Genomic DNA, 4,889 nt, shown 5'->3' with positions numbered 1-4,889 from the left:
GGGTTAAAATGGGTGAGGTAAGGAAGAAAATCTAACAAATTATTGAAGATTCAAGAGAATATAGGAGATGACGATATGGAAACATTACAGCATCTGATTCTGCATGACATGCCGAATAGCGAAGAAATAGAGGCTGTAAAAAGCGGAGACCATACACTGACATATAAAGGTTACCGTAAACGGATTAATCAGCTGGCGAATGCCATGCTTCAAAAAGGAATTCAAAAGGGCGACCGTGTTGCATTGCTTTGCAAAAACGGCCATCCCGCATCAACTGTTATGTTCGCCGCGCTTGAAATAGGTGCTGTTGTCGTACCTGTCAGCTGGCAGCTGAAACCATATGAAATGACAGGCATTTTAAAAGCAAGTGAACCGAAAGCGATGTTTTACGGAGCGGAGTTTAAAGAGATACTGGATGAAGTTCTACCTGAATTGTCCTCACTGTGTGTAACAATGGAAACAGGAACAGCTTACGAAACATCTGCTGAATTTGAAGCGCTGTTTGCAGGTCCTGATCATTTGCCAGAGACGGAAATGGTTTCCCCTGATGATACAGCACTTCTGATGTTTACATCTGGAACAACGGGAAACCCGAAAAGATGCATGATTACACATGGCGGCATATACAGATACGTTAAAAAATCCAACAGCTCAATAGCACGTATGAAGGGCCTTCGTTTTCTCGCGTGCCATCCGATTTATCATACGAGTGCGCTCATTTGCATCATGCTTGGAACGTTTGCAGAAACAACCTTTGTGTTTACAAAGGATCAAGATCCTGTTCACATGCTGAAGGTCATTGAAGAAGAGAAAATTCAGACCGTGATGGCTCTTCCTGTGTTTTACACGTATTTGCTTGAGGCGTGGGAAAAGCACCAAACTGACTTATCTTCACTTGTTATTTTAATGACAGGCGGAACAAAAGTGCCGAGCAGCCTAATCCGCCGCTATCTTGATATTGGCATTCCGCTGGCGCATGGCTATGGAAGTACTGAGGCTTGGGGCATCAGCACATGGACGCCTGATATGGGAATGGATAAAGCGGCATCTGCAGGAAAACCTGTGGCAGGTGTTAAAGTCAAAGTGGAAGATCCTCTGACCGGAGAAGAACTTCCTCAAGGAGAAATTGGCGAAATCGTTGTTCATACTCCATTCTTATTTAAAGGCTATGAAGACAATCCTGAAGCAACAGCGAAAGTGCTGCAAAACGGATGGTTTAGAACCGGAGATTCAGGATATGTAGATGAAGATGGCTTTATTTTCATCACGGGACGCTACAAGGATGTCATTATTTACGGAGGCGATAACGTCTATCCTGATCAGGTTGAAGAAGTTATCCAGCAGATCCCGGGAATCCTTGAAACAGCTGTGGTCGGTATTCCTGATCCGCTTTACGGTGAAAAACCGAAAGCTTTTATCGTGAAAAATGGCGGCCAGCGCATCACGGAAGAGGATGTCATTGCATTTTGTAAAGAACGCCTGTCCGCTTACAAAATACCTGAAGTTGAATTTGTTAACGAACTGCCGAAAAACAACCTTGGCAAGGTGAAAAAAGACGTCCTGCGCAATCAGGCTGTACATTCATAAAAGAAGAAGCCCGTCCACTTTATGTGGCGGGCTTCTTTGCAGTTGCACAGACGGAAAGCTCAGGCTTAATGTTCTTAAATTCTATATCAATGTCTTCGAAGCCGGCTGCTTTAAAGTCAGCAATCATCTGTCTTCCAAATGATTTGGTTTTCTCAGGACTGGCATCCGCTTCCCGCGGCTGCATCGTAATGGCTGCTTTGCCGCCTGGCTTTAATGCCCGATAAATCTGTTTCATGCCTTTTGTTTGGTCATTCCAAATGGTGTAGTTGTTAACGGAAATCACTTTATCATAAAACGAGGCGGGGAGAGGAAATGTCTCGATGCTTCCTTGTATCAGGCGTACGCCCTTTGGTTTCACTCTGCGGGCGGCCAGCTTCAGCATGGCCTCTGACACATCAATCCCATGAAGATGAACATCCTTCTCGCGTTTCAGCATCTGCTGCATGCAGTATCCCGGGCCAAACCCGACTTCTAAAATGCTGTCCCCGCGCGTGATACCCAGCTGATTGATTGTCCACTGATTCAGTGTTTGATTTTCAGCAGCCATGATGTACCCGGCAATCATGCCGATGACGCCCTTTGGCCTGCTGAATCTTCTAGAAAGCATGTTAATCATTCAGCAACCAACCCCCTTTTTGAGTTAATTTCCTCCCAGCGTTCCATGTGAAACATTTTTCTGATAAAGCAATGCGAAGGTGCCAAGCCATGTTTATCCAAAGAGTGTGTGAGGTACACAACAAATAGACATGAAAACAAAGGAGGAGAATCATCATGGCAAATTATCCAAAAGAACTGCCGGCACAAACTCAAAGTCGCCAGCCGGGAATTGAAAGCGAAATGAATCCAAGTCCGGTGTATGAGTACGAGGATTATAAAGGAGCAGACAAATTAAAAGGAAAAGTAGCTCTTATTACAGGCGGCGACAGCGGGATCGGACGCGCGGTTTCCGTCGCTTACGCAAAGGAAGGCGCAGACATCGCCATTGTGTATAAGGATGAGCATGAAGACGCTGAGGAGACGAAGAAACGTGTTGAACAAGAAGGCGTAAAATGCCTGCTGATTGCTGGTGACGTAGGTGAAGAGGAATTCTGCAATGAAGCGGTTGAAAAAACGGTCAAGGAATTAGGCGGCCTTGACATCCTTGTCAACAATGCAGGTGAACAGCATCCGAAGGAAAGCATCAAAGATATTACGAGCGAACAGCTTCACCGCACATTCAAAACAAACTTTTATTCTCAATTTTATTTGACTAAAAAAGCAATTGATTACCTGAAACCGGGCAGCGCCATCATCAATACGACATCCATCAACCCGTACGTAGGGAACCCGACACTGATTGATTATACAGCGACAAAAGGGGCGATCAACGCCTTTACAAGAACAATGGCGCAGGCGCTTGTTAAAGACGGCATCCGTGTAAATGCAGTCGCGCCGGGTCCAATCTGGACGCCACTAATCCCAGCTACGTTCCCTGAAGAAACAGTTGCTCAATTTGGGCAAGATACGCCGATGGGCCGTCCTGGACAGCCTGTTGAGCACGTCGGCTGTTATGTGCTCCTGGCATCAGATGAGTCCTCTTACATGACAGGTCAGACCCTGCATGTCAACGGTGGAAACTTTGTGACGACATAAGAGGGAGTGAGACATATGGGCATCACGAAAGAAGAAGTGAACAGCTACTATCAAAAAGCAGGGATTGTATTAACAGACGAGGAAGTAGACCAAATCCAGCTGATGGATTACGGCTTAGGAAAAGAAAGAAAAGTCGGGCTCCAGCTCTTCGTCTACGTCAATACAGACCGTTATTGTTCAAAGGAATTGGTGCTGTTTCCGGGACAGACTTGCCCGGAACACCGCCATCCGCCGGTCGACGGCCAGGAAGGCAAGCAGGAGACCTTCCGCTGCCGCTACGGAAAAGTGTATCTTTACGTAGAAGGAGAAAAAACGCCGCTTCCAAAAGTTCTCCCTCCTCAGGAAGACAGAGAACACTATACGGTCTGGCACGAAATTGAGCTAGAACCGGGCGGGCAATACACGATTCCACCAAACACAAAGCATTGGTTCCAGGCCGGGGAAGAAGGTGCTGTCGTGACGGAAATGTCATCGACGAGCACGGATAAACATGATATCTTTACCGATCCAAGAATATAAGGATGAGGCTTAGCAGCCCATCCTTTTTTGTATTGAAAAATACAGAATCATCGATATAATGGGTGAAAAAGGAAAGAGGGCGAGGCAATGTTCACTTGCAAGGTAAATGAGCACATCACCATCCGTTTATTGGAGCCGAAGGATGCTGAGCGGCTGGCCGAACTCATTATCCAAAATCAGCAGCGGCTCGGCCAGTGGCTGTTTTTTGCGGAAAATCCAAGCAGCGCTGAAACGTACAGAGAAACAATCATTCCAGATTGGCGGCGCCAGTATGCCGACCTGAACGGCATTGAGGCGGGGCTCCTTTATGACGGCAGCCTATGCGGCATGATCAGCCTGCATAACCTTGATCAAGTGAATCGTAAGGCGGAAATCGGATATTGGATTGCCAAAGAATTTGAAGGGAAAGGCATTATTACAGCTGCCTGCCGAAAACTCATTACGTATGCTTTTGAAGAGCTTGAGCTGAATCGTGTGGCGATCTGTGCGGCTGTCGGAAACGAAAAAAGCAGAGCGGTTCCGGAGCGGATCGGGTTTCTAGAGGAAGGAAGGGCACGGGATGGCTTATACGTAAACGGCAGGCATTACGACCTCGTCTACTACAGTCTGTTAAAGCGTGAATGGGAAGGCGAAAAATAAAGAGCACACTTTCTTGTTTAAATCTTCCCCGGATGTGGAAAAGTAACAGCGGAGACGTTAAAAAGGAGTGATTCGAGATGAATCAGCAAGACATTAAACAAAAAGTGCTTGATGTTCTAGATCACCATAAAGTAGGTTCGCTCGCAACAGTTCAAAAGGGCAAACCGCATTCCCGCTACATGACTTTTTTCCATGACGGGCTGACGATTTACACACCGACAAGCAAGGAAACTCATAAAGCAGAAGAAATTGAGAACAACCCCAATGTCCACATTTTATTAGGCTATGATTGTGAAGGTTTTGGCGACGCATATGTCGAAGTTGCCGGAAAAGCCAAAATCAACAATTCGGCAGAACTCAAGGACAAAATATGGAGTTCCAAATTAGAGCGCTGGTTTGACGGCAAGGATGATCCGAATCTGGTGATTCTTGAAATTGAACCGGAGGATATCAGATTAATGAATGCCGGGGAGAAAACACCGGTCTCACTCAAACTATAAAAAATTTGTGTT

General features: G+C 46.1%; 6 protein-coding genes. 5 read left to right on the top strand and 1 reads right to left on the bottom strand.

Translation table 11 applies throughout. The features are described from left to right. Positions 1-75 precede the first annotated feature (75 nt). Positions 76-1,587 carry a class I adenylate-forming enzyme family protein gene (locus RAC86_RS35375; protein WP_024572566.1) on the top strand — a complete coding sequence of 504 codons (1,512 nt, stop codon included), beginning with the start codon at positions 76-78 and terminating at the stop codon, positions 1,585-1,587. A 19-nt stretch (positions 1,588-1,606) separates the two neighbouring features. On the opposite strand, the gene RAC86_RS35370 is transcribed toward RAC86_RS35375, so the two are convergent. Further along, positions 1,607-2,203, bottom strand: coding sequence for a class I SAM-dependent methyltransferase (locus RAC86_RS35370; protein WP_044052635.1), 597 nt, complete (start codon positions 2,201-2,203; stop codon positions 1,607-1,609). A 155-nt stretch (positions 2,204-2,358) separates the two neighbouring features. On the opposite strand from RAC86_RS35370, the gene RAC86_RS35365 reads away from it, so the two are divergent. The 4 genes from RAC86_RS35365 (at position 2,359) to RAC86_RS35350 (ending at position 4,877) form a co-directional block, all read left to right on the top strand. After that, entirely contained in the window at positions 2,359-3,219 is an 861-nt protein-coding gene (locus tag RAC86_RS35365) for an SDR family oxidoreductase (RefSeq protein WP_003246648.1), read from the top strand. A 15-nt stretch (positions 3,220-3,234) separates the two neighbouring features. Then, positions 3,235-3,738 (top strand): D-lyxose ketol-isomerase, encoded by a 504-nt coding sequence (gene lyxE / locus RAC86_RS35360; protein WP_003234400.1) that lies wholly within the window; start codon positions 3,235-3,237, stop codon positions 3,736-3,738. A gap of 87 nt (positions 3,739-3,825) precedes the next feature. After that, positions 3,826-4,377: a GNAT family N-acetyltransferase gene (locus RAC86_RS35355; protein WP_377886681.1), complete on the top strand. Its 552-nt coding sequence runs from the start codon at positions 3,826-3,828 to the stop codon at positions 4,375-4,377. Positions 4,378-4,454: 77 nt separating this feature from the next. Beyond that, positions 4,455-4,877, top strand: coding sequence for a pyridoxamine 5'-phosphate oxidase family protein (locus RAC86_RS35350; protein WP_015252796.1), 423 nt, complete (start codon positions 4,455-4,457; stop codon positions 4,875-4,877). Positions 4,878-4,889: the final 12 nt, after the last annotated feature.

It is taken from the genome of Bacillus sp. LR_5 (assembly GCF_042709275.1).
Note: the sequence above shows the minus strand (reverse complement) of the source record. Positions and strands in the feature narration are given on the sequence as shown.